Here is an 18,061-nt window from a genome sequence, read left to right as displayed (position 1 = left end):
GTGCTGATCCCCAAGCGCGTCAAGCACCGCAAGCAGCACCACCCCGGTCGTAAGGGCGGGGCGAAGGGCGGCACCAAGGTGACGTTTGGTGACTACGGCATCCAGGCTCTCGAGCCGGCCTACGTCACTAACCGTCAGATCGAGTCCGCTCGTATCGCGATCAACCGCCACATCAAGCGTGGTGGCAAGGTCTGGATCAACATCTACCCGGACCGTCCGCTGACGAAGAAGCCCGCCGAGGTCCGAATGGGTTCCGGTAAGGGATCCGTCGAGTGGTGGGTCGCCAACGTCAAGCCGGGACGCATCCTCTTCGAGATGTCGTACCCGAACGAGGAGACCGCTCGCGAGGCCCTGCGTCGCGCGCAGCACAAGCTCCCGTGTAAGACCCGCATCGTCACCCGGGAGGAGCAGTTCTGATGGCAAGTGGAATCACCGCCCCCGAGCTGCGCGAGCTCGACGCCGATGCGCTGACCGCGCGACTTCGCGAGGCCAAGGAAGAGCTGTTCAACCTGCGCTTCCAGATGGCCACCGGTCAGCTGACCAACAACCGTCGCCTGCGGGTCGTTCGTCACGACATCGCGCGCATCTACACCGTCATCCGCGAGCGCGAGCTCGGGCTGTCGGCGGCGCCGGGTGATGCCAAGTGAGTGACAAGGAAACTGCTGTGACTGAGTCAGGCGAGAACACGGAGCGCAACAGCCGTAAGGTGCGCATCGGTTACGTCGTGTCCGACAAGATGGAGAAGACCATCGTCGTCGAACTCGAGGACCGCGTGAAGCACTCCCTCTACGGCAAGATCATGCGCCGCACCGAGCGTGTCAAGGCCCATGACGAGTCGAACGACGCCGGCGTCGGCGACCGCGTGCGGATCATGGAGACCCGCCCGCTGTCGGCCAGCAAGCGTTACCGCCTCGTCGAGGTGCTGGAGCGGGCGAAGTAAGCCCGTCCCATCAGATAACACAGACCGGCCCGGTCCCGATTCACGTCGGGACCGGGCCGGCCTGCGTCTGGTCGGGCGCGTCGCGGGTGCGCAGTAACTGAATTGCCGAATTGGACAGATGTAGAAGTACTCTGGGCTCGTTTGGCTGCGGAAACCACAACAGGAGTGCTAATGAAGTTTTTTAATCCCGCCGGCGTGCGGATCGGCGGCAGGCTGCCGCGTCGGTCCGTCCGGGCGCTTGTGGCGTCGGCGACGGTCATGGCGTTTGCCGTGGCGGTGGCACCCGGCGCTTCGGCACAGGGATCCGCTGGAAGCGCGACGAACGGTTCCACATCGGGGTCGATGAATGGTGGATCGATCGTCCCGTCCACCCCACCCGGGAGCCTCTACGGCATTCCTTCCCTCAGCGTCGCGGCCGCGACCCAGCTGGGCGGTTCAGTGCAGTTGACCTCGGTGCTCAACACGCTCGCGGCGGCCGGCTCGGGAGAGTTCGCGCGTCCCGGTAGTTCGTCAGGCCCGACCTCGCCGATCGCGACCCGTGATCCCGGAATCACGTCGACGTCCGTGGTCTCCGTCGAGCCCCTGCACCCGGGTTCGACGAACCCGGATGATGCGCGCGCAGAGGTGTGGACTGTCACCTCCGAGTCGATGCAGAGAGAAGTGCGCGTCGAGGTGTACCGCGCACCCGTCGGATTCGATGCACCGAACGTCTACTTCCTCGATGGCGTCGGAAGCGAGAGCCCCTCCGGGTGGAGCACTGGCATGGGGTGGGGAGACCCGGCGCTCAGATCGCAGAACGTCAACGTGATCGTCCCGACCGGTGCTCCGGCGTCGATGTGGTCCGACTGGGTCGAGGACGATGATGTCCTCGGGCCGAACAAGTGGGAGACCTTCCTCACCGACGAACTCCCGGGTCTGTTGGACGAGGGACACTCTGAGGTCGGGGCACCGCTGGACCACAACGGCAGCTGGGGGGTCATGGGAGTGTCGATGGGTGCGGCATCGGCGCTGCACCTGACGAATCGCTACCCCGAGATGTTCGATGCCGCGGGCGGCATCAGTGGCGCGTACTCCACGCTCGATGAACTCGGTTACCAGTACGCCCGGTTGACCACGGACGCTCGAGGCGGTGACGTGACGAAGATGTGGGGCCCGCGCGGATCCCAGGAGTGGCGCGAACACGACACGACGGCCGATCCGTCCGGGCTGGCGGGAAAGAGCGTGTATCTGAGCGCGGCGAACGGGCTCGTCGGCTCTACAGAACTGGGGTACTTTGGCAGCGACTCGATGCTCCTCGTCGACGGACACGTGCTCGAGAAGGGCTCCTACGAGAGCACCCGGCGACTCGAGGCCGCTCTCGCGACCGTGCCCGGTGTCGATCTCCGGTTGAACTACGTGTCGCACGGGATCCACAACTGGCCGGTGTTCGTTCCCGAGATGCGTCCTGCGATGGAGCATGTCCTGTCCGGTCTGGCTCCGGCGGTGCCGAACGGGAAGGTGGCCCGGAATCGCCTGGCGGGTGACGGAGCAGTCGCTGATGGATCCCTGGGGTCGGCCGGTTCGTCCGGGTCGTCGGGGAGTGGTCTCTCCGCCGGATCGTCCGGGTCGGCCGGGCTGCCGTCTGCGACAGGCTCGGATTCGTCTGGTAGCTAGCCGGGATTTGGGCTGACGGGGACCAGCACCCTACACTGGACCAGTTGCCTGGTGCGCGCGGACTCCGTCTCGCCCCGGCGGCGTGACCGCGTGTGACGGGTCGGTATCCGGCACACATTGAACAGACCTGGTCAGGAGAACCATGATCCAGCAGGAGTCGCGACTGAAGATCGCCGACAACACGGGTGCCAAGGAGATTCTCTGCATCCGCGTTCTCGGTGGATCGAAGCGTCGCTACGCGGGCGTCGGTGACATCATCGTCGCGACCGTGAAAGATGCCATCCCCGGTGGCAACGTCAAGAAGGGTGAGGTCGTCAAGGCCGTCATCGTGCGCACCAAGAAGGAGCGCCGTCGCCCGGACGGGTCGTACATCAAGTTCGACGAGAACGCCGCCGTCATCATCAAGAACGACAACGATCCGCGTGGCACGCGCATCTTCGGGCCGGTCGGCCGCGAGCTGCGCGACAAGAAGTTCATGCGCATCGTCTCGCTGGCTCCGGAGGTGCTCTGACATGAAGGTTCACAAGGGCGACACGGTCCTCGTCATCTCGGGCAAGGACAAGGGCGCCAAGGGCAAGGTCATCACGGCCTACCCGGCGCAGGGCAAGGTCCTCGTCGAGGGCGTCAACCGCATCAAGAAGCACACCGCCAACTCCGCTGCCGAGCGCGGCGCCTCCTCCGGTGGCATCGTCACCCAGGAGGCTCCGATCGACGTGTCCAACGTGATGGTCGTGGATGCTGACGGCAACCCGACCCGTGTCGGGATCCGCACCGACGAGAACGGCAAGCGCGTCCGTGTCTCGCGCAAGACCGGGAAGGACCTGTGACCATGACTGAGACCACTCTTCCCGCTGGTTACACCCCGCGCCTCAAGGCCAAGTACCGCAACGACATCAAGCCGGCTCTCAACGAGACGTTCGAGTACGAGAACGTCATGCAGATCCCCGGTGTCGTCAAGGTCGTCGTGAACATGGGCGTCGGCGACGCCGCCCGCGATGCCAAGCTGATCAACGGTGCGATCAACGACCTCACCCTGATCACCGGTCAGAAGCCCGAGGTCCGTCGTGCCCGCAAGTCGATCGCGCAGTTCAAGCTTCGTGAGGGCATGCCCATTGGTGCGCGCGTCACCCTCCGTGGCGACCGCATGTGGGAGTTCCTCGACCGCCTGACCACCGTCGCCCTGCCCCGTATCCGCGACTTCCGCGGACTCTCGGGCAAGCAGTTCGACGGTCACGGCAACTACACGTTCGGCCTCAACGAGCAGACCATGTTCTACGAGATCGACGTCGACAAGGTCGACCGCCCGCGGGGTATGGACATCACGGTCGTCACCACGGCGACCAACGACGAAGAGGGCCGCGCTCTGCTGAAGCAGCTCGGCTTCCCCTTCAAGGAGGACTGACACCTCCAGGCCGGACCGGCCGTCCCCGTCATGGCACGTAACGTTCCATGACGGTGGGCAGACGGCCCAGCCGTCTGGTCGCCGCTGATACACCGAGTATCAGTAGCGGCGGGACACCAGGGATCCCAACGGGGGCCCGGGACCCAGACAAACGAACAATCGCACTCTTCGTGATAGGCCCACGATGTCAGCTGCCGGCCCACAGGCCGGTGCGTACGACGTGTTGCATGGGAACCGTTACGAGAAAGGAACATGGTCTATCCATGTCGATGACTGATCCCATCGCGGACATGCTGACGCGTGTGCGTAACGCCAATTCGGCGTTCCACGAGTCAGTGACGATGCCGCATTCCAAGCTCAAGGGCAACATCGCGGCGATCCTCAAGCAGGAGGGTTACATCGCCGACTACGCCGTCGCCGATGCCGAGGTGGGCAAGAAGCTCACCATCGATCTGAAGTACGGCCCGTCACGCCAGCGGAGCATCCAGGGCATCAAGCGCGTCTCCAAGCCGGGTCTGCGCGTGTACGCCAAGTCGACTGAGCTCCCCAAGGTCCTCGGTGGCCTGGGTGTCGCCATCATCTCGACCTCCCAGGGTCTGCTCACGGACCGTCAGGCGAACAACAAGAAGGTGGGCGGGGAAGTCCTCGCCTACGTCTGGTAAGGGGGCGAGAAATGTCACGTATCGGCAAGGCTCCGATCAACGTCCCGTCCGGCGTCGACATCAAGGTCGACGGCCAGAACATCACGGTCAAGGGTCCCAAGGGCGAGCTCTCCCAGGATCTTCCCGGCGACATCTCGGTGACGATCGAGGACGGCGTCCTCACTGTCGTGCGCCCCGATGATCACCGCGACAACCGTGCCCTGCACGGCCTCTCGCGTTCGCTGATCAACAACATGGTCGTCGGCGTCACCGAGGGCTACAAGCAGGACATGGAGATCTTCGGCGTCGGTTACCGCGTCGTGGCCAAGGGCAAGGACCTCGAGTTCGCGCTCGGCTACTCGCACCCGGTGCCGGTCACCGCGCCCGACGGAATCACGTTCGCCGTCGACGGTGCCACCAAGTTCTCGATCTCCGGTATCGACAAGCAGCAGGTGGGCCAGATCGCCGCCAACATCAAGCGTCTCCGGAAGCACGACCCGTACAAGGGTAAGGGCATCCGCTACGCCGGCGAGCAGGTCCGTCGCAAGGTCGGAAAGACGGGTAAGTGATCATGAGCAGCACCAAGAAGCGTTCCCCGCTGGGAACCGATATCTCGACCGCTCGTCGCGAGGGTCGTGCCCGGCGCCATTACCGCCTCCGCAAGAAGGTCTCCGGGACCCCGGAGCGTCCGCGGCTGGTCGTCAACCGGTCCTCGCGCCACATCCACGTCCAGATCATCGACGACCTGAGCGGCCACACGCTGGCCGCCGCCTCGTCGATTGAGGCCGATGTGCGTGCCCTCGAGGGCGACAAGAAGGACCGCAGCGCCAAGGTCGGCCAGCTGGTCGCCGAGCGTGCGAAGGCCGCTGGCATCGACTCCGTCGTGTTCGACCGTGGTGGCAACAAGTACCACGGCCGGATCGCGTCGCTCGCCGACGCCGCCCGCGAGGGTGGGCTGGAGTTCTGATGATCAACACCACTGCACTGACCGCTAATGGAAGGACCGTCTGATGCCGGGACGTCAGCGTCGTGACGGCGGAAGCAACGGGCCCGCCGCAGACAACAAGAACACCAACGACAACGCCCAGGGGCGCGGCAACGACCGCGGCCGTGGACGAGGCCGCGACGACCGTCGGGGCCGCGACGAGGAGAAGTCGCAGTACATCGAGCGCGTCGTCACCATCAACCGCGTCTCCAAGGTCGTGAAGGGTGGTCGTCGCTTCAGCTTCACCGCCCTCGTGATCCTCGGTGACGGCAACGGTCTGGTCGGCGTCGGCTACGGCAAGGCCAAGGAGGTGCCCGCAGCGATCCAGAAGGGCGCCGAGGAGGCCCGTAAGAACTTCTTCCGCGTTCCGCTGATCGGTACCACGATTCCTCACCCGATCCAGGGCGAGGAGGCCGCCGGTGTCGTCATGCTCCGTCCGGCCTCGCCCGGTACCGGTGTGATCGCCGGCGGTGCCGCTCGCGCGGTGCTGGAGTGCGCCGGCGTCAGCGACATCCTCTGCAAGTCGCTGGGCTCGGACAACGCCATCAACGTCGTTCACGCGACCGTGGCCGCGCTCAAGGGTCTGCACCGTCCGGAGGAGGTCGCGGCTCGTCGCGGCCTGCCCATCGAGGACGTCGCTCCCGCGGGCATGCTCCGCGCGCGTGCCGGACAGGGGGCCTGATCATGGCTAACCTCAAGATCACCCAGGTCCGTGGGACCGTCGGGACCAAGAAGAACCAGCGGGACTCCCTGCGCACCCTCGGCCTGAAGGGCATCCGGAAGTCGGTTGTGCGTGAGGACAATGCGCAGACCCGGGGTCTCATCAACGTCGTGAACCACCTCGTCGTGGTCGAAGAGACGGAGTGAGCATGACCATCAAGTTGCACCACCTGCGCCCGGCACCCGGCGCCCACACCGAGAAGACCCGCGTTGGTCGCGGTGAGGCTTCCAAGGGTAAGACCGCCGGTCGCGGTACCAAGGGTACGAAGGCACGAAAGAACGTCCCCGCCGGGTTCGAGGGCGGGCAGATGCCGATCCACATGCGGCTCCCGAAGCTCAAGGGCTTCAAGAACCGCAACAAGGTCGTCTTCCAGGTCGTCAACGTGGCCGATATCGAGCGGCTCTTCCCGAAGGGCGGAGAGGTCGGTGTCGCCGAGCTCGTCGCCGCCGGTGCCGTTCGAAAGAACCAGCCGGTCAAGGTTCTCGGCAACGGAGAGATCTCCGTGGCCGTGACCGTGTCCGTCGACAAGGTGTCCGCGTCGGCCAAGAGCAAGATCGAGGCTGCCGGCGGAAGCGTGTCGGAGGCCGGGGCCTGATTCCCCGACCGGTCCTGTCGAAGGACCACTGACGGGCGCAGGGGTTGGGTTCGAGACTCTCGAATCCGGCCCCTGCGTTTGTCTTGATAGAGTTTTCCCGTTGTGCGTTCTCGTGCCGGCAGACGACTTCTCGCCGGGGGTCCGAGCGCATCAGATCTCGACGACAGGCGGCCACGTGCCGTCATGACCAGGAGGACATGTGCTCTCCGCACTCGCGTCCGCGATCAAGGACAGTGACCTGAGGAAGAAGATCCTCTTCACTCTCGGGATCATCGTCCTGTACCGGATCGGCGCACAGATCCCGTCGCCGGGCGTCGACTACCCCAAGCTGCGTGGTCTGCTCGACTCGGCGATGACAGGCGAGAACGCGCAGTTGTACTCGCTGGTCAACCTCTTCTCGGGCGGCGCACTGCTCCAGCTGTCGGTCTTCGCGATCGGCATCATGCCGTACATCACGGCGAGCATCATCGTGCAGCTGTTGACCGTGGTCATCCCTCACTTCGAGCAGTTGAAGAAGGAGGGACAGTCGGGCCAGGCCAAGATGACGCAGTACACGCGTTATCTCACGATCGCACTGGCTGTTCTGCAGTCCGCGGGCATCGTCGCCCTCGCCGACCGGGGCCAGCTCCTCGGCAACGGCCAGTCGGTCCTCATGGACAACGAGATCCTCACCCTCATCACCATCGTGCTCGTGATGACCGCCGGCGCCGCGCTCGTCATGTGGTTCGGCGAATTGATCACGGACCGGGGCGTCGGTAACGGCATGTCCCTGCTGATCTTCGCCGGTATCTCCGCCCGGATCCCGGCCGAGGGCGTGAACATCTATCAGAACTCGTCGCCGCTGAAGTTCGCCGCCGTCATGTTCGCGGTTGTCCTCATCGTCGTCGCCGTCGTGTTCGTGGAGCAGGGGCAGCGACGGATTCCCGTGCAGTACGCCAAGCGCATGGTCGGTCGTCGCCAGTACGGTGGCACCTCCACCTACCTGCCCCTGAAGGTCAACCAGGCAGGCGTCATCCCGGTCATCTTCGCCTCGTCGTTGATGTATGTCCCGATCCTCATCACCCAGCTGGTCGCCGGGCCCGAGGGGACTGGTGACGGATTCTGGCAGCGCTATGTCATGCAGTACCTGCAGAACCCCTCGAGCTGGGGCTACATCGTTCTGTACTTCGCCCTGATCATCTTCTTCTCCTACTTCTACGTCGCGATCCAGTTCGATCCGATGGAGCAGGCCGAGAACATGAAGAAGTACGGCGGCTTCATCCCCGGTATCCGTCCGGGACGGCCCACCGCCGAGTACCTCGGCTACGTCCTCAACCGCATCCTGCTGTTCGGCTCGCTGTACCTCGGCCTGATCGCGGTGCTCCCGAACATCTTCCTGGACATGGGCAGCGGGGGTGGAGATCTCCAGAACATGCCGTTCGGCGGTACCGCCGTGCTCATCATGGTCTCCGTGGGCCTCGACACCGTGAAGCAGATCGAGGCGCAGCTGATGCAGCGCAACTACGAGGGATTCCTCAAGTAGCCACGCAGCGAACTGTGCAGTACACACCGTAGAAAGGCTGGTCATCATCATGCGTCTCGTCCTCCTCGGCCCTCCCGGCGCGGGCAAGGGAACCCAGGCCGCTCTGCTTTCCGAAAAGCTCGGCGTGCCCCACATCTCCACCGGCGATCTGTTCCGCGCGAACATCTCGCAGGACACCGATCTCGGTAAGGAAGCGAAGTCGTACATCGACGCGGGCAATCTCGTTCCCGCCGACGTGACGAACAGAATGGTCCAGGCCCGCATCGCCGAGCCGGATGCCACCGAGGGGTTCCTCCTCGACGGCTACCCGCGGAGCGTCGAGCAGGCGGACGCTCTGAAGGTCATGCTGTCGGACGCCGGCACCTCCCTGGACGGCGTCCTCGAGTTCCGGGTCGACGAGGACACCGTGGTGGCTCGCATGCTCGCGCGTGGCCGTGCGGACGACACAGAAGAGGTCATCCGTAACCGTATGGCGGTGTACCACTCCGAGACCGCTCCGCTCCTCGAGTACTACGCGGAGCAGGTCACGACGATCGACGCGGTCGGCGAGATCGAGGAGATCAACGCCCGTGCCCTCGCAGCGCTCGGTCGCTGATCTCCACCATGTTCGGTAGATCCCGCAAAGGTGTCGTCGGCGCGCGCACACCCGGTGAGCTCGACGCGATGGAGGCCGCCGGTCGCATCGTCGGCAGGGCGCTGGTGGCCGCACGTGATGCCGCCAAGCCCGGCGTCACCACGGCGGATCTCGACGAGCTCGTCGAGCAGCTGATCCGCGATTCGGGCGCCATTCCGTCCTTCAAGGGATACGAGGGCTTTCCCGGATCGATCTGCTCCTCGGTCAACGAGGTCGTCGTCCACGGGATCCCGGGCTCGACCACGGTCCTCTCGGAGGGCGACCTCGTCTCGGTCGACTGCGGCGCGATCCTCGACGGGTGGCACGGGGATTCCGCGTGGTCGTTCGGTGTCGGCGTTCTCGATCCCGGTGTCGAGGCGCTCAACGCTGCGACGCGGGAGGTTCTCGCCGAGGGCATGCTCGCCATGAGGCCGGGGCACCGGCTCACCGATGTGTCCCATGAGTTGGAACTGGCGACCCGTCGGGCCGAGGCAAAGTACGGCGTGTCTCTCGGCATCGTCGACGGCTTCGGTGGTCACGGGATCGGTCAGGAGATGCACGAGTGGCCGTTCCTCGCCAATGAGGGCAAGCCCGGTCGGGGGCCGAAGCTGCAGGTGGGCTCCGTCCTCGCGATCGAGCCGATGCTCGTCCTCGGCGGGGAGACGGACACCGAGACTCTGGCGGACGACTGGACCGTCGTGACGGTCGACGGCGCTGTCGCGTCGCACTGGGAGCACACCGTCGCGGTGACCGAGGACGGACCGAGGATTCTCACGCCTCGTCCCGAGGGCGCCTAGTCCGCCACGCAGGGGGGACCAGCCGGTCCCGGCATTGAGAGTGAACCCCTCGTCGCCGGAGCCGGCCGTTCTTGTCAGGTGCCCCGCTCGTCGTCGTCCCTTCTCTGGTCCCTTCCTGCTCTCGTCCACGACGGTGGATCGTTCCGGTCGCTCCGATTTCCGGGCCTGCGGGACCGTGCGCGACAGGAGACATGTGCGATCGGGCTCGTGCGCGACAGGGGCGCGACAGGGGAATGTGCGAGAGGTGGCAGAGCCACGATTGGCGCTGAGTGAGTCACTGACGTAGGCTGATACGTCGGTGTGCCCACCAGTGCACCACAATCCGGTAGACGTCACCCGGGGAATCGTGGAGGACCGTAACCAGCATGGCAAAGAAAGACGGAGCCATCGAGGTCGAGGGCCGAGTTGTCGAGCCGTTGCCGAACGCAATGTTCCGCATCGAGCTGGAGAACGGGCATAAGGTCCTCGCCCATATCAGCGGGAAGATGCGGCAGCACTACATCCGCATCCTTCCGGAGGACCGTGTCGTCGTGGAGCTCTCGCCCTACGACCTGACACGCGGCCGGATCGTCTACCGCTACAAGTAAAGACGCTCAACTCCCTGAACCAGCCGCTGGTCCCGTCAGTGGATCAGCGGGTTCACGCCCCCGGTTGCGGAGGCCGGGGCCCCGATCGGATCGCTCATCGTGAGATGACCGTCCGGGACGGGGACGGTCAGGGAGCAGACCTACCGCATGACGAAAGAGAAACGCCACATGGCACGCCTTGCCGGCGTTGATCTCCCACGCGACAAGCGCATGGAGATCGCGCTCACCTACATTTTCGGCATCGGTCGCACCCGTGCGGTCGAGATCCTGGAGCGGACCGGCATCAGCCCGGACCTGCGCACCAAGGACATCACGGACGAGCAGCTCACTGTTCTCCGCGACGACATCGAGGGCAACTACAAGGTGGAGGGTGACCTCCGCCGCGAGATCCAGGGCGACATCCGCCGGAAGATCGAGATCGGTAGCTACCAGGGATTGCGCCACCGTCGTGGCCTGCCCGTCCGTGGTCAGCGCACCAAGACCAACGCCCGTACCCGTAAGGGCCCGAAGAAGACCGTCGCCGGAAAGAAGAAGTAATGCCCCCCAAGTCACGCGCTGCGGGCCCCAAGAAGTCGGGTCGTCGCAGGGAGAAGAAGAACGTCGCCCACGGGCAGGCTCACATCAAGAGCACGTTCAACAACACCATCGTCTCGATCACCGACCCCACCGGTGCCGTCCTCTCCTGGGCGTCCTCGGGTCACGTCGGCTTCAAGGGCTCGCGTAAGTCGACGCCCTTCGCCGCCCAGCTCGCCGCCGAGAACGCGGCCCGCAAGGCGCAGGAGCACGGCATGAAGAAGGTCGACGTGTTCGTCAAGGGACCCGGCTCGGGCCGTGAGACCGCGATCCGCTCGCTCCAGGCCGCCGGCCTCGAGGTGGGCACGATCTCCGATGTCACCCCCCAGCCCCACAACGGCTGCCGTCCGCCCAAGCGGCGTCGAGTCTGAGCCGGAAGGAACGTAGAAAACCATGGCACGTTACACCGGCCCCGTCACCCGCAAGTCCCGCCGTCTCGGCGTGGACCTCGTGGGTGGAGACACCGCATTCGAGCGTCGGCCCTTCCCGCCCGGTCACCACGGCCGTGCGCGGATCAAGGAGTCCGAGTACCGCCTCCAGCTGCAGGAGAAGCAGAAGGCCCGCTTCACCTACGGCGTGATGGAGAAGCAGTTCCGTCGCTACTACGAGGAGGCGAACCGTCGCGCCGGCAAGACCGGTGAGAACCTCCTGCAGATTCTCGAGTCGCGTCTGGACAACGTCGTCTACCGCGCGGGTCTCGCGCAGACGCGTCGTCAGGCTCGTCAGCTCGTGAGCCACGGTCACCTCCTGGTCAACGACCAGAAGGTCACCATCCCGAGCTACCGCGTCTCGCAGTACGACATCATCGACGTCCGTCCCAAGTCCACGAAGATGGACTGGTTCGAGATCGCCCAGGAGACCCTCGGCGAGCGTCCCACCCCGGCGTGGCTGCAGGTCGTTCCGTCGACCCTGCGCGTCCTCGTCCACCAGCTCCCCGAGCGCGCCCAGATCGAGGTGCCGCTCCAGGAGCAGCTGATCGTCGAGCTCTACTCGAAGTGATCTGTCCTCCACCGTCGCCGGGCGGGTTGCGCTGCGCAGCCCGCCCGGCGACGGTGGGTTCCCACGGCGTCAAATAGCGGGCGTCGAGAATCGAAAGAGGTAGTGCATGCTCATCTCCCAGCGGCCCACCCTGACCGAAGAGGTCATCGCCGAGAACCGCTCGCGCTTCGTGCTCGAGCCCCTCGAGCCGGGCTTCGGCTACACCATCGGAAACTCGCTGCGTCGCACGCTGCTGTCGTCCATCCCGGGCGCGGCCGTCACCAGCATCCGTATCGAGGGTGTCCTGCACGAGTTCACCACCGTGCCGGGCGTGAAGGAGGATGTCACCGACATCATCCTGAACCTCAAGGGACTCGTCGTCTCGTCCGAGGAGGACGAGCCGGTCACGATGTACCTGAAGAAGCAGGGCCCGGGCGTCGTCACCGCTGGTGACATCGTTCCGCCCGCCGGTGTCGAGGTCCACAATCCGGACCTCCACATCGCGACCCTCAACGAGAAGGGGCGCCTGGAGATCGAGCTGGTCGTCGAGCGTGGCCGCGGCTACGTTCCCGCCGGCCTCAACAAGGACGCAGGTCACGAGATCGGCCGTATCCCGGTCGACTCGATCTACTCGCCGGTCCTCAAGGTGACCTACAAGGTCGAGGCCACCCGTGTGCACCAGCGCACCGACTTCGACCGTCTGGTCCTGGACGTCGAGACCAAGAACTCGATGACCGCACGTGACGCCCTGGCGTCTGCCGGTAAGACCCTCGTCGAGCTGTTCGGGCTGGCCCGTGAGCTCAACGAGGATGCGGAGGGCATCGAGATCGGGCCCAGCCCGGCCGAGGCCGACCACATCGCCGCCTACGGCATGCCCATAGACGACCTGGACCTGTCGGTCCGGTCCTACAACTGCCTCAAGCGCGAGGGCGTCCACACTGTGGGCGAGCTCGTGGCCCGCAGCGAGTCGGACCTGCTCGACATCCGCAACTTCGGTCAGAAGTCGATCGACGAGGTCAAGGTCAAGCTCGTCGAGCTCGGCCTCTCGCTCAAGGACGCGCCCCCCGGATTCGATCCCGCTTCGGTTGCCGGCTACGACGCCGAGACCGGGACGTGGACCGACGAGGGCGGCGAGGACTACGCCGAGACCGAGCAGCTCTGACGAGCGCTCGGCACATAAATTCCTAGGAGAATCTGATGCCCAAGCCCAAGAAGGGCGCCCGCCTCGGCGGATCCGCCGCCCACCAGCGGCTCATCCTCTCGAACATGGCGACCCAGCTGTTCGAGCACGACGCCATCCGTACCACCGAGACCAAGGCCAAGCTGCTGCGCCCCTACGCGGAGAAGCTGATCACCAAGGCTCGTCGTGGCACCCTGGCCGACCGTCGCGAGGCCGCCAAGGTCATCCGCGACAAGGATGTCCTGCACAAGCTGTTCGCGGAGATCGGCCCGCGTGCCGCCGACCGCAACGGTGGTTACACCCGGATCATCAAGCTCGAGAACCGCAAGGGCGACAATGCGCCCATGGCGATGATCGCGCTCGTGACCGAGGACCTCGTCTCGAACGAGGCGTCGCGCGCCACCCGCGCCGCCGCCTCGAAGAAGGCCGCCGAGGCGAACAGCCCGGTCGCCGACCAGGTCGAGGCCGCTGACGAGGCCGACGTCGAGGCCGCCACCGCCACGGCCGACGCCGTGTCCGAGGACGCGTCCCACGCCGAGGCCCCGGCCGGCTCGCACGCGCCGCTCGAGGACGGGTCGGAGCCCGAGGGCTTCCCCATCAAGGGCAACGCCTCGTCGATGCTGTACCACATGCCCGGCACGTCGCACTACTCGAGCACCGTCGCCGAGATCTGGTTCGACACGGAGGACAGCGCCAAGGCCGCCGGCTACCAGCTGCCCAAGTCGCAGCGCATCGACGCCGACGCCGAGTGAGTTCCGGGACCGGAGTGATCCGGTTCCGCTGAGGTGCTCACCTCGACACAGGAGACCCCCGTTTCGCCACGTGCGGAGCGGGGGTCTCCCGTCGTTTCGGCGGGGTGTGCGCTCGGGGTCACGCCTGGTCCGGTCTCACACGGCCGCCGCAACCGCTTCCGCCATCGCTGCCTGCCCGAGGGCCGTGGGATGCATCGGATGGGAGCCTGTCTCTGATCCGGTGAAGTCCGTGTACCTGTCCGCGGGAGCGGCGCACCCGCTGTGCTGCTCGGCCTGGCCTGGCATCGCAAGATCCGCGCCGGCGCGCGCGGCCGCCTCGGCGACCACCTCGTTGATCTGTCGGGTGACGTCGCGGGTCCAGGTGACGTCCCCCGGATTCATGGAGGCTACGAACGCGCACCCGCCGTCGGCGGGGACGAGCGGCAGATAGCCGGTGGTCACCACGCGGGCGTCCGGTGAGTGCTCTCGGATGCTGGCGTACACAAGGTCGAGCTGCTCGGGGAGGGCGTCCAGAGCGTCGGTGACGGTCTGCGCAAGCCGCTCGCGGCATGGGCCCGGGTCGACGGCGCCAGTGGAGGTGGAACCGTCGACGGCGCCAGTGGAGGCTGAGCCGTCGGCGGTGGCGTCCGCACGGGTGGTCATGACGCACTCGGCGATCGCGCCGAAACCGATGTCGTTGCCTCCGATCGACAGCGTCACCAGATCGGTGTCCGCGGTGAGTGCGTCGAACTGCGGTGGGATGCCGGCGAGTTGCCCGCGGGTCAGGTCGGTCGTCTGAGCCCCGCCGCACGTGGCGTCGACGAACACCATGTCCTCGCCGGAGCGGGAACCGGGATCTCCGCCGCCCGACACCGGGCCGCCGGCCGACTCGGGGCCGCCGGCCGACTCGGGGCCGCCGCCCGCCACCGGGCCGCCGAGTGCCTCGGCGACGAGCGCCGGGTAGTTGGACGTTGACCGCAGGCACGCCGGTGGCCCGGACGTGGGCGCGTCGACGGGGCCGAACGCCGCGAACGAGTCGCCCAACGCGACGTAGCGGTCGACGCTCCGGACCGGTGCGCCTCTGTCGGTGACGCCGTGTTCCGGGTCGGTGCGGCCGTTGTCGTTGTCGTCGTCCACGCCACACCCCCCTGTGACCAGGGCGACGGCCGTGCCCACGGCGAGGAGTGCGGCGTGTCGGGAGCGGCGGTGTGGTCGCGGTGTCATGCGACCATCCTGCCCGTGCCGCGCGGGGCCCGGAGCCGCGATGTGTCGCGATGGTGTGGCGACGGTGGGGCTGGTAGCCCGCCGTGTGGCGGCGCGGTGGCGAGGTGGTCTAGCGTCTGTAGGCCGTGAGTACTCGCCGGATCCGCCTGGACGTCGCCTACGACGGCACCGATTTCTCCGGCTGGGCCCGCCAGCCCGGTCTGCGGACGGTCTGCGGGACGCTCGAGACCGAGCTCGAGAAGGTCCTGCGCCGCCCCGTGACCCTCACCGTCGCCGGTCGCACCGACGCCGGTGTCCACGCGCGTGCCCAGGTCTGCCACGTCGACGTGGACCCGGAGTGGCTGGACCAGCGGTCGATCGAGGGTCGTCCCGAGGCGTTGGTCCGCAGGCTCGCGAGGCTGCTCCCGGGCGACATCGCCGTGATGGACGCCCGCTGGGTGCCGGACGAGTTCGACGCCCGTTTCTCCGCGCTGCGGCGTCACTACGAGTACCGCCTCACCACGGCTCCGTGGGGCGCCGAGCCGACCCGGACGCGCGACACGGCGGAGTGGCAGCGTCAGGCGGATCTGGACCTGGTCCGCCAGGCGTCGGAGCGGCTCCTCGGGCTCCATGATTTCGCGGCGTTCTGTCGGCGGCGGGAGGGCGCCACGACCATCCGTGAGCTGCAGCAGTTCTCGTGGCGGACCGAACCCGATTCGCGCGGGGCCGGGGCACCGGGGGCGACCGAGGTGTGGACGGCGAGCGTGACCGCCGATGCGTTCTGCTGGTCGATGGTGCGCAGTCTGGTCGGTGCGGTGATGGCCGTGGGGGAGGGGCGGCGCAGCCTCGACTGGATCAGCGGGCTGCTCACCGAGACCGAGCGGTCGTCCGCGGTTCCGGTCGCGCCGGCGTGCGGACTGGCCCTGGTGGGGGTGGACTACCCGGCCGACTCCGACCTGGCGGCGCGAAACCTCGTCACCCGCGAGGTGCGGCCGGGGCCGGGCGGGGCGGCGGGCACCGATGACAGAGGCGGGCCGGGCGCGGCGTCCGGGACGGGTTCCGGCGCGGGCTGCTGCGGGGACTAGACCGGCGCCGCGTCGAGAATCGGGCCCAGTGCGAACAGCATCACCATCGACCACGCGACGTGGGTGATCGCCGGGCCCAGCACGCCGCCGGTGACCCGCCGCTGGATCGCGGTGACCAGCCCCAGGATGACGGCGGCGAGCATGAGCAGAGGGATCCCCGCGGTGGCCGTGACCGTCGCGTAGATCGCGGTCGTCGTAAGGATCGGCCGCAGGTTGGCGACGGCCGAGTACACGGCTCCGCGGTGGAAGCACTCCTCGGCGACGCCGTTGACCGCGGTGAGGAATGCCACCAGGGCGAGGTTGCCCACGGTGGCGTGGTCGAGCAGGGCGTCGACGGGGTCGCGCAGCGGCTCGATCCTCGCCACCACGAGCCCGCCGAGGCAGAACACCACGGCGAGCGCGGCCGCGGTGAGCACCGACGACAGGACGGGCCGGCGGGGCCGGTACGGTTCGCAGCCCACCCGGATCGGCCCAGAGGCGAACGCCCCGCCGAGCCACACCGCGGCGAGCAGTGCGGTGGCGGGGTAGAACATGGCGTCGCCGGCGGGTATCCGTAGCGCCCACGCGTTGACCGCCGCGCCGACGACGAGGGTGACGACGACGACGAGGACACGCCTCCGACCCGGCCGCGAGGGCGCGGTGTCCATCTCGCCCGATCGCAGCGCCCGCAGGTACCGGTTGGTGGGCGAGGCGGGCGCCTCTCGCTGGTCGCTCATCGCCCGCCGCGCACACGCCCGATGGTGGGCGGGCGGACCCCGGCCCAGTCGGCGTCGGAAGGCAGCAGGCGCGCGGGATCGTCCAGCGGGTCGGCCCCCTCCCACAGTGATGGTCGGGCCGGGCCGTGGGGGACCCGTAGGGCCTCGCGCAGAGCGTCCCGGTAGCTGGTCCGCCCACCGGGCGGGGGTCCGAGCACCTCGTCCGCGTCGTCCCTGGCGATGACGGCCTCGGAGCGCAGGGACTCCACGAGCGGCTTGGCCAAGCCGGTTTCGAGGGGGGTGACCAGTCCCAGCCAGTGGGAGGACAGCTTGGGGGTGAGCACAGGGACGGGGACCATGATCCGGCGTCGCAGGCCTGCCTCGTCGGCGTAGATCTGCATCATGTCGCCGTAGGTGAGGACGTCCGGTGCGCCCACGTCGATGGCACGACCGTCGGCCAGGTCGCCCTCCAGGGGGACCGTGGCGGCCGCGGAGAGGTAGTGGATGACGTCACGGATCGCGATGGGTTGGATGTGGTTGCTCACCCACTTCGGCGTGACCATGGCGGGCAACCGGGTGGTGAGGTGACGGATCATTTCGAACGAGGCCGAGCCGGAGCCGATGACCACCCCGGCCTGGATCACCAGCGCCGGCACGGCCGACTCCAGCATGATCCGGGCGACCTCGGCGCGGGAGCGCAGGTGGGGGGAGAGGTCTTCCTCGCCCTCCGGGTGGAGGCCGGACAGGTGGACGATGCGCTCGATGCCCGCCTCCTCGGCGGCCCGGACGAACGCCTCGGTGGTCTCGCGCTCCTCCCGTTCGAAGTCATTGGAGTCACCCATCGCGTGCACGAGGTGACAGGCGACGTCCACCTCGCGCAGGGCGGAGCGCAGTGCGTCGGCGTCCCCGAGGCCGCCGGAGTGGATGGTCACGTCGTCGCGCCACGGCACGTCGTCGAGGCGCTTCGGCGTTCGGGCCAGCACGGACACCTCGGCGCCGTCGGCGAGCAGCCGGGGAACGAGACGCGACCCGATGTACCCGGTCGCGCCGATCACGAGCACCCGCGGGCCGCTCCGGCCGTCGTGGCCGGGCCGTTGCGCCGGTTCCGTGTCCTCGGGCGTACCGGAGGAGAGCCGGGCCAGATCATGTGGGGTGGTCAT

At 67.2% G+C, this 18,061-nt stretch carries 26 protein-coding genes; 23 read left to right on the top strand and 3 right to left on the bottom strand.

The window, feature by feature from the left end; all coding sequences use genetic code 11:
- The 22 genes from rplP to rplQ all read left to right on the top strand — a co-directional run bounded on the left by rplP (position 1) and on the right by rplQ (position 13,939).
- Positions 1 to 417: a 50S ribosomal protein L16 gene (rplP, locus tag OPF83_RS13005; RefSeq protein WP_010541175.1), complete on the top strand. Its 417-nt coding sequence runs from the start codon at positions 1 to 3 to the stop codon at positions 415 to 417.
- Complete coding sequence (rpmC, locus tag OPF83_RS13000; protein WP_010541176.1) at positions 417 to 647, top strand: 50S ribosomal protein L29; 231 nt, start codon at positions 417 to 419, stop codon at positions 645 to 647. Before rplP ends, rpmC begins: the two co-directional genes overlap by 1 nt.
- A gap of 17 nt (positions 648 to 664) precedes the next feature.
- Positions 665 to 940 carry a 30S ribosomal protein S17 gene (rpsQ, locus tag OPF83_RS12995; RefSeq protein WP_264887888.1) on the top strand — a complete coding sequence of 92 codons (276 nt, stop codon included), beginning with the start codon at positions 665 to 667 and terminating at the stop codon, positions 938 to 940.
- Positions 941 to 1,111: 171 nt separating this feature from the next.
- The gene (locus OPF83_RS12990) at positions 1,112 to 2,593 is read left to right on the top strand and encodes an alpha/beta hydrolase family protein (protein ID WP_264887887.1); all 1,482 of its coding nucleotides are present in this window, start codon (positions 1,112 to 1,114) and stop codon (positions 2,591 to 2,593) included.
- 142 nt (positions 2,594 to 2,735) lie between these two features.
- The gene (rplN, locus tag OPF83_RS12985; RefSeq protein ID WP_264887886.1) at positions 2,736 to 3,104 is read left to right on the top strand and encodes a 50S ribosomal protein L14; all 369 of its coding nucleotides are present in this window, start codon (positions 2,736 to 2,738) and stop codon (positions 3,102 to 3,104) included.
- 1 nt (position 3,105) lies between these two features.
- Entirely contained in the window at positions 3,106 to 3,420 is a 315-nt protein-coding gene (gene rplX, locus OPF83_RS12980) for a 50S ribosomal protein L24 (protein WP_264887884.1), read from the top strand.
- Positions 3,421 to 3,422: 2 nt separating this feature from the next.
- Positions 3,423 to 3,995, top strand: a complete 573-nt coding sequence (gene rplE / locus OPF83_RS12975; protein ID WP_264887883.1) for a 50S ribosomal protein L5 — start codon at positions 3,423 to 3,425, stop codon at positions 3,993 to 3,995.
- Between the two features lie 263 nt (positions 3,996 to 4,258).
- Positions 4,259 to 4,657 carry a 30S ribosomal protein S8 gene (gene rpsH / locus OPF83_RS12970; protein ID WP_264887882.1) on the top strand — a complete coding sequence of 133 codons (399 nt, stop codon included), beginning with the start codon at positions 4,259 to 4,261 and terminating at the stop codon, positions 4,655 to 4,657.
- A gap of 11 nt (positions 4,658 to 4,668) precedes the next feature.
- Positions 4,669 to 5,205, top strand: coding sequence for a 50S ribosomal protein L6 (gene rplF / locus OPF83_RS12965; protein WP_264887881.1), 537 nt, complete (start codon positions 4,669 to 4,671; stop codon positions 5,203 to 5,205).
- Positions 5,206 to 5,207: 2 nt separating this feature from the next.
- On the top strand, positions 5,208 to 5,603 hold the full coding sequence (gene rplR, locus OPF83_RS12960) for a 50S ribosomal protein L18 (RefSeq protein WP_264887879.1): 396 nt from the start codon (positions 5,208 to 5,210) through the stop codon (positions 5,601 to 5,603).
- A 43-nt stretch (positions 5,604 to 5,646) separates the two neighbouring features.
- Complete coding sequence (rpsE, locus tag OPF83_RS12955) at positions 5,647 to 6,303, top strand: 30S ribosomal protein S5 (protein WP_264887878.1); 657 nt, start codon at positions 5,647 to 5,649, stop codon at positions 6,301 to 6,303.
- A 2-nt stretch (positions 6,304 to 6,305) separates the two neighbouring features.
- Positions 6,306 to 6,488 carry a 50S ribosomal protein L30 gene (gene rpmD, locus OPF83_RS12950; RefSeq protein WP_007628098.1) on the top strand — a complete coding sequence of 61 codons (183 nt, stop codon included), beginning with the start codon at positions 6,306 to 6,308 and terminating at the stop codon, positions 6,486 to 6,488.
- A 2-nt stretch (positions 6,489 to 6,490) separates the two neighbouring features.
- Positions 6,491 to 6,937, top strand: coding sequence for a 50S ribosomal protein L15 (rplO, locus tag OPF83_RS12945; RefSeq protein ID WP_264887877.1), 447 nt, complete (start codon positions 6,491 to 6,493; stop codon positions 6,935 to 6,937).
- Between the two features lie 199 nt (positions 6,938 to 7,136).
- Complete coding sequence (secY, locus tag OPF83_RS12940; RefSeq protein WP_264887876.1) at positions 7,137 to 8,459, top strand: preprotein translocase subunit SecY; 1,323 nt, start codon at positions 7,137 to 7,139, stop codon at positions 8,457 to 8,459.
- Positions 8,460 to 8,508: 49 nt separating this feature from the next.
- Entirely contained in the window at positions 8,509 to 9,054 is a 546-nt protein-coding gene (locus tag OPF83_RS12935; RefSeq protein ID WP_264887875.1) for an adenylate kinase, read from the top strand.
- A gap of 8 nt (positions 9,055 to 9,062) precedes the next feature.
- Positions 9,063 to 9,869: a type I methionyl aminopeptidase gene (gene map / locus OPF83_RS12930; protein ID WP_264887874.1), complete on the top strand. Its 807-nt coding sequence runs from the start codon at positions 9,063 to 9,065 to the stop codon at positions 9,867 to 9,869.
- A 365-nt stretch (positions 9,870 to 10,234) separates the two neighbouring features.
- The gene (gene infA, locus OPF83_RS12925; protein WP_005140011.1) at positions 10,235 to 10,456 is read left to right on the top strand and encodes a translation initiation factor IF-1; all 222 of its coding nucleotides are present in this window, start codon (positions 10,235 to 10,237) and stop codon (positions 10,454 to 10,456) included.
- Positions 10,457 to 10,624: 168 nt separating this feature from the next.
- On the top strand, positions 10,625 to 10,993 hold the full coding sequence (gene rpsM / locus OPF83_RS12920; protein WP_264887872.1) for a 30S ribosomal protein S13: 369 nt from the start codon (positions 10,625 to 10,627) through the stop codon (positions 10,991 to 10,993).
- Positions 10,993 to 11,400, top strand: coding sequence for a 30S ribosomal protein S11 (gene rpsK / locus OPF83_RS12915; protein ID WP_182631347.1), 408 nt, complete (start codon positions 10,993 to 10,995; stop codon positions 11,398 to 11,400). Before rpsM ends, rpsK begins: the two co-directional genes overlap by 1 nt.
- Positions 11,401 to 11,422: 22 nt before the next feature.
- On the top strand, positions 11,423 to 12,028 hold the full coding sequence (gene rpsD, locus OPF83_RS12910) for a 30S ribosomal protein S4 (RefSeq protein WP_264887871.1): 606 nt from the start codon (positions 11,423 to 11,425) through the stop codon (positions 12,026 to 12,028).
- Between the two features lie 106 nt (positions 12,029 to 12,134).
- Positions 12,135 to 13,169 (top strand): DNA-directed RNA polymerase subunit alpha, encoded by a 1,035-nt coding sequence (locus tag OPF83_RS12905; protein ID WP_264887870.1) that lies wholly within the window; start codon positions 12,135 to 12,137, stop codon positions 13,167 to 13,169.
- 35 nt (positions 13,170 to 13,204) lie between these two features.
- Positions 13,205 to 13,939 (top strand): 50S ribosomal protein L17, encoded by a 735-nt coding sequence (gene rplQ, locus OPF83_RS12900; protein WP_264887869.1) that lies wholly within the window; start codon positions 13,205 to 13,207, stop codon positions 13,937 to 13,939.
- Between the two features lie 135 nt (positions 13,940 to 14,074).
- On the opposite strand, the gene OPF83_RS12895 is transcribed toward rplQ, so the two are convergent.
- Positions 14,075 to 15,142 carry an SGNH/GDSL hydrolase family protein gene (locus OPF83_RS12895; protein WP_264887868.1) on the bottom strand — a complete coding sequence of 356 codons (1,068 nt, stop codon included), beginning with the start codon at positions 15,140 to 15,142 and terminating at the stop codon, positions 14,075 to 14,077.
- A gap of 140 nt (positions 15,143 to 15,282) precedes the next feature.
- On the opposite strand from OPF83_RS12895, the gene truA reads away from it, so the two are divergent.
- Positions 15,283 to 16,206, top strand: coding sequence for a tRNA pseudouridine(38-40) synthase TruA (gene truA / locus OPF83_RS12890; protein WP_264887931.1), 924 nt, complete (start codon positions 15,283 to 15,285; stop codon positions 16,204 to 16,206).
- Here the strand turns inward: truA and OPF83_RS12885 are convergent.
- Together OPF83_RS12885 and OPF83_RS12880 are read right to left on the bottom strand one after the other, a co-directional pair.
- Positions 16,203 to 16,922, bottom strand: coding sequence for a CPBP family intramembrane glutamic endopeptidase (locus OPF83_RS12885; RefSeq protein ID WP_264887867.1), 720 nt, complete (start codon positions 16,920 to 16,922; stop codon positions 16,203 to 16,205). The two genes, truA and OPF83_RS12885, sit on opposite strands and share 4 nt — an antisense overlap.
- Complete coding sequence (locus OPF83_RS12880) at positions 16,919 to 18,061, bottom strand: NAD(P)H-binding protein (protein ID WP_264887866.1); 1,143 nt, start codon at positions 18,059 to 18,061, stop codon at positions 16,919 to 16,921. The genes OPF83_RS12885 and OPF83_RS12880 overlap by 4 nt, the downstream gene beginning before the upstream one ends.

The organism is Dietzia sp. NCCP-2495 (assembly GCF_026011735.1).
Lineage (GTDB): Bacteria > Actinomycetota > Actinomycetes > Mycobacteriales > Mycobacteriaceae > Dietzia.
This window is presented reverse-complemented; position numbering and strand designations above follow the sequence as displayed.

Coding starts and splice junctions, on each gene's coding strand:
- rpsK (WP_182631347.1), top strand. CDS start 10,993: ATGCCCCCCAAGTCACGCGCTGCGGGCCCCAAGAAGTCGGGTCGTCGC.
- rpmC (WP_010541176.1), top strand. CDS start 417: ATGGCAAGTGGAATCACCGCCCCCGAGCTGCGCGAGCTCGACGCCGAT.
- OPF83_RS12990 (WP_264887887.1), top strand. CDS start 1,112: ATGAAGTTTTTTAATCCCGCCGGCGTGCGGATCGGCGGCAGGCTGCCG.
- rplO (WP_264887877.1), top strand. CDS start 6,491: ATGACCATCAAGTTGCACCACCTGCGCCCGGCACCCGGCGCCCACACC.
- rpmD (WP_007628098.1), top strand. CDS start 6,306: ATGGCTAACCTCAAGATCACCCAGGTCCGTGGGACCGTCGGGACCAAG.
- rpsH (WP_264887882.1), top strand. CDS start 4,259: ATGTCGATGACTGATCCCATCGCGGACATGCTGACGCGTGTGCGTAAC.
- OPF83_RS12905 (WP_264887870.1), top strand. CDS start 12,135: ATGCTCATCTCCCAGCGGCCCACCCTGACCGAAGAGGTCATCGCCGAG.
- map (WP_264887874.1), top strand. CDS start 9,063: ATGTTCGGTAGATCCCGCAAAGGTGTCGTCGGCGCGCGCACACCCGGT.
- rplR (WP_264887879.1), top strand. CDS start 5,208: ATGAGCAGCACCAAGAAGCGTTCCCCGCTGGGAACCGATATCTCGACC.
- rplE (WP_264887883.1), top strand. CDS start 3,423: ATGACTGAGACCACTCTTCCCGCTGGTTACACCCCGCGCCTCAAGGCC.
- rplX (WP_264887884.1), top strand. CDS start 3,106: ATGAAGGTTCACAAGGGCGACACGGTCCTCGTCATCTCGGGCAAGGAC.
- rplN (WP_264887886.1), top strand. CDS start 2,736: ATGATCCAGCAGGAGTCGCGACTGAAGATCGCCGACAACACGGGTGCC.
- OPF83_RS12885 (WP_264887867.1), bottom strand. CDS start 16,922: ATGAGCGACCAGCGAGAGGCGCCCGCCTCGCCCACCAACCGGTACCTG.
- OPF83_RS12895 (WP_264887868.1), bottom strand. CDS start 15,142: ATGACACCGCGACCACACCGCCGCTCCCGACACGCCGCACTCCTCGCC.
- rplQ (WP_264887869.1), top strand. CDS start 13,205: ATGCCCAAGCCCAAGAAGGGCGCCCGCCTCGGCGGATCCGCCGCCCAC.
- infA (WP_005140011.1), top strand. CDS start 10,235: ATGGCAAAGAAAGACGGAGCCATCGAGGTCGAGGGCCGAGTTGTCGAG.
- OPF83_RS12935 (WP_264887875.1), top strand. CDS start 8,509: ATGCGTCTCGTCCTCCTCGGCCCTCCCGGCGCGGGCAAGGGAACCCAG.
- rplF (WP_264887881.1), top strand. CDS start 4,669: ATGTCACGTATCGGCAAGGCTCCGATCAACGTCCCGTCCGGCGTCGAC.
- OPF83_RS12880 (WP_264887866.1), bottom strand. CDS start 18,061: ATGACCACCCCACATGATCTGGCCCGGCTCTCCTCCGGTACGCCCGAG.
- rpsD (WP_264887871.1), top strand. CDS start 11,423: ATGGCACGTTACACCGGCCCCGTCACCCGCAAGTCCCGCCGTCTCGGC.
- rpsE (WP_264887878.1), top strand. CDS start 5,647: ATGCCGGGACGTCAGCGTCGTGACGGCGGAAGCAACGGGCCCGCCGCA.
- rpsM (WP_264887872.1), top strand. CDS start 10,625: ATGGCACGCCTTGCCGGCGTTGATCTCCCACGCGACAAGCGCATGGAG.